Origin of the sequence: Hymenobacter sp. H14-R3 (assembly GCF_030063445.1) — a bacterium.
Classification (GTDB): Bacteria; Bacteroidota; Bacteroidia; order Cytophagales; family Hymenobacteraceae; genus Hymenobacter.
Window position 1 is genome coordinate 1 of the sequence record NZ_JASITD010000059.1, and the last position, 3,851, is coordinate 3,851.

At 59.9% G+C, this 3,851-nt stretch carries 4 protein-coding genes; 2 read left to right on the forward strand and 2 right to left on the reverse strand.

Going from position 1 to position 3,851, the window contains the following annotated elements; all coding sequences use genetic code 11:
• Nucleotides 1–624: 624 nt before the first annotated feature.
• Nucleotides 625–939: a hypothetical protein gene (locus QMK33_RS23175; protein ID WP_283567005.1), complete on the forward strand. Its 315-nt coding sequence runs from the start codon at nt 625–627 to the stop codon at nt 937–939.
• A 368-nt stretch (nt 940–1,307) separates the two neighbouring features.
• The gene (locus QMK33_RS23180) at nt 1,308–2,039 is read left to right on the forward strand and encodes a Fic family protein (RefSeq protein ID WP_283567006.1); all 732 of its coding nucleotides are present in this window, start codon (nt 1,308–1,310) and stop codon (nt 2,037–2,039) included.
• Between the two features lie 555 nt (nt 2,040–2,594).
• Here QMK33_RS23180 and QMK33_RS23185 read toward each other — a convergent pair.
• On the reverse strand, nt 2,595–3,194 hold the full coding sequence (locus QMK33_RS23185; RefSeq protein WP_283567007.1) for a hypothetical protein: 600 nt from the start codon (nt 3,192–3,194) through the stop codon (nt 2,595–2,597).
• A gap of 391 nt (nt 3,195–3,585) precedes the next feature.
• On the reverse strand, nt 3,586–3,851 hold a 266-nt coding region (locus QMK33_RS23190; protein ID WP_283567008.1), incomplete at its 5' end, for a hypothetical protein.

Here is a 3,851-nt window from a genome sequence, read left to right on the forward strand (position 1 = left end):
CTGTTAAATCTTGGTCCCTTGCTCGACCAACAGGTGGAGGCAAGGGGACAGTGCCTGACAAAACAGATGATGGCCCCAGTGGGTGAACTTAGGGAGAGGCACGCGGGACAGGAGTATCCGACTCAGAAAATACCAGCGTTGGTGCGAAGGGATACTTCCCAGGGGCTACTATCGGAAGCCTGAACATTGGGTTTAGTCAGAAACCCGCTTGTGCCCGCGTTGCGCAGCCAGTCCATGCTCGCTGACAAGCTCCGAGGTACAAACACTTCGCGGCCTAAAAGCTGGCGTTCCACTAGTGGCGCGCCACTCAGCCCGCACGTACCGCGCTTGAGCAGCGCGAAGCAAAGAGTAACTCGCCGCACAGTAGGCGCAGGACGCGAAAGCGGATTACGCAGCTTACCGCTCCGGACCGGCCCCCGCAACTGGGGCTGGCAGACCTGCGTGTTCCAGCCGGCAAGTAAGTGCGGTGCGCGCCGCAGATAGCACCGGTAATCGGGAAAAGCGGCGACAATAGCCTCTTCGAGGAAGGCCCGGCGAAAGCAGCTACCGTTCCTAAAAATAAGGCAGGTAGCTGCGCTAAGGGCAAATACCGCTATCTTACCTGCCACCTAGCCTTTTTCATTCATGCCGACCAACTATACCCCGCCCGACCCCACCGAACTGGCCTTCTTGCTACAGGGGGCGCACTTTCAGCATCCGACCCAGCAGCCCATTTTCGCCGCCTACGCTGCCGGTGAGATTGGCAGTGAAGGAACTGTTTTCTACTTGGTGCAGGAAGCGCTGCAGCGGGCCCCCCTTGAAGCTGCCAAGCGAGCCGCTGCTGCCGTGCAAAGGGCTGATTTGTTGCGAATAGAGGCCGAAATGACCGCTAATGAGACTGCGGATACACCCACCTTTATGCCAGTTGTCGTGGCTAGTAAATCGGTGGGGAAGCCATAATAACAGCCGTAACAGGACCCGTAAGTAGTACGGCCCGCTTGCTAGTTAGCGAGGAGTCAGCTGGGTCAGAAAAACTTAGTTAGACAAAAAGCATCAGCTGCACGAAATAGAAATTTCTGAAGAGCTGGCACCAGTGCTGGGGAGGAAGAAGAAAACGACTCCGACCGGCGAGGTGACGATTACTTAAAAAGACGCGCGCTTGCCTCCTTACCCCCTTATACTTTTCAAGTTTTATGACTGACGGCCTTATTTCCGCTTACGATGACCAAGGGAAACCACCAGAACAGCAGCAGGCAACCAGTAAAGCAACTGGCCAAGAAAAGACGTCGACGCAAGTAGACCGGTCCAACGAACCACGAATTGCCCCGGTGCCCGAAAACAAACTGGACCTAACGGACCCGGTCGCGCTCCAGATGGCGCAGGACGTGGCCGGGGGGGTACGGGTGTGGCAGCTGCGCATTGGCGATGCCTATCTACCCGGCACCCTGGATACCCAGCACCTGCGTCAACTGCACGCCTACGTAATGCAGGACATCTACGCGAAGCCCGGCGCCACCCGGGGAGATGAGCGAATGCTGGCCGAACTGGCTCTAAAGGATAAGTCCGAGGCGAAGCTGCCCCCGCAGTATGATACCCGAGAAGGAGTCCACGGCCAACTAATCACGCTGGTGCCCGCCGACAAGGTAAACCAGCGGCTCGAAGACCTGAGCGCTCGCCTGTTCCGCGAAAACTACCTGGGCGGTCTGGATAAGCCGGAGTTTGTATTCCGGTTGGCTGACTATCATCTGGAATACAGTAAGCTAGCTCCCTTTCGGGAGGGCAACGAGTCCGTGATTCATGTCGTGCTGAATCACATTGGGGAGGAGGCCGGTTACGTCGTAGCTCCCAACGCGGCCCATCAGTTGCTGGAAGTGACCGATGCCACGCTGGCCGCTGGGCTGCTGAGCGACAAGAGCCGCCTCGTACAGGTACTCAGCAGCGTGACGCAGGAGGAGCCAAGCGAGGAAGGGCGATTGCGACGCAAGGCAACCAGTTGGGCACTACCCGCTGAAACGAGCGCCGAGCGGGAGAAAAGAATAAAGGAGCAGTATGGGGGCTAGATGGGGACTAAATTAGGGGGCGGGTGAGCGGACTGGCAAGTGAATAGCTTCGGGTCATTAGGTAAGCCGTCACTCCGGGCGCTACGCCGTGTAGGGACGACTTACCTCGCTTGCTACCGCCGCCGCGAGCAGCCGGTTTATAGGGCCGGTGAGCAGTCCTGCACGCGGAAGCTTATCACCAAGCCGGAAATTGGCCGCTAAGCTCAATTTTCATTAAAAAAGCCTCGTAGCGAGTAGCTGCGAGGCTTTTTCTGGTTCGGGCGGGCAGGAGTATTCTATAGCCATTGGGGCTGGTAGAACACCGGGGGTGCGGGCCAGCGGGCCGGAATGACCAAGGAGGCTTATTCAGCGAGTAGCGCCACTGCTCGTTACTGCGAACTCACTAGGGCACAACTTAAAACCTGGGGTGCAAGCAGGTTGTAGACTGAGTGGCGGTTAGCGCGGCCTACTTTCAGCATCACGATAAACTAAAGCGGTCCCCCCTTTAGGACGGCGCCCTATTATTGGCCAACGTAGGTCCCGGGCGGCAGGTTAGGACCCAACCTGGTGCGGCTGCTACTGCGCGTTCTCAGCTTTGAGCTTAGCCTGGGCCTGGGCCGCTTGCTCGGCTTCGAGCGTCTTGCTGAGTACATCGAGCTGGCCTTCCATCCCCATGCCGCTGGCTTCCTCGCTATACGTGGCCCGCGCCCGGTTGCCCTCCCAGAAGAGACGGTACTTGCCCTCGGCCTGGCCGGGCCCGAACAGGTAGGTCGCTTCCGGTCGCAGCACGGTCGGGTCGCCCAGGGCCATGAAGCGGCAGAATTTGCCGTTCAGAAAGTAGTAGAACTGCGTGCGGACTTGCTTGTGGTGCTTACCAAACCAGCCTTCGGTGCCTTCATACTCATAGGTGCGCGTCAGCCGGCCCGGCGTGGGAGGCAGGAGCCGCATCTTGGGGAAGGCGCTCAGCGGCTGGCCGAAGGGGTGGCCCGCGATGCCATCGAGCGAATCGACTTTGCCGCCGAACGGAAACTGGGGAGATGGCGCAGGGGTAACCCCGGCGGCCGGCGCCGTTTCATTCGTGGTTGGGCTGGGGGAGGAGCAACTGCCTAGCAGGACTCCAGTCAAGGTAAGTAGCGTAGCAGCGGCTACGGGTAAGGAGCGGGAAGCAGGCATCATCGTTGAAAAGCAAGCAGGAAGAAAAAAGGGACTAAGTAGGTGGCGGCCTCTTAGCTGTAAGGCAGTGTTCGGCTTCGCGGAGCCTTCGCCTGTCCAATTCCAAGCTTAGAAGCGGTCCGTCCAGGCGGCTGAGCCACTTACTTAGCTGCCGTAATCGGCGCTCGGACCGGCCTGGCTACCCAGTGGTCGGGGAACTCGTTGACCTGCTCAGCTGGCGCGCTAGCCCGACTTAGTGGCGGAGGTGTACCGTTTCAGACCAGTGCGTGCGGAAAGCCGGCGGCGGCCAGCGCCAGGGCAGCTGCCAGGGCAGGGGAATGCGGGAGCGCGGGCATAGTTGGCCCCCAAGGGACAAGAGCAAGTAATCGGCTGCGCCCGTCGGGCTGGCGGAATGTTATTGGTAGCCAAACTCCCCCCGAGCCTGGCGCAGCGCGCGCACCTGCTCGTGCACGGTCGCGCGGGCCAGTGCCGGGTCCACGCTGCCGGGGCGCCCCTGCGGCCCGCGGTGCGTGGCGTGGAAGAGCTCCTCGACCACGGCATTGCCCAGCGCCAGATTAGTTACCAGGTTAAAGACGCGGCTGCTGTAGGCCAGCGGGTTTACCGCCATGTCCGGCAGGGCCTCCAGGGCCTCGTCCTGATAATTAAAAAAGCGCTTGAACA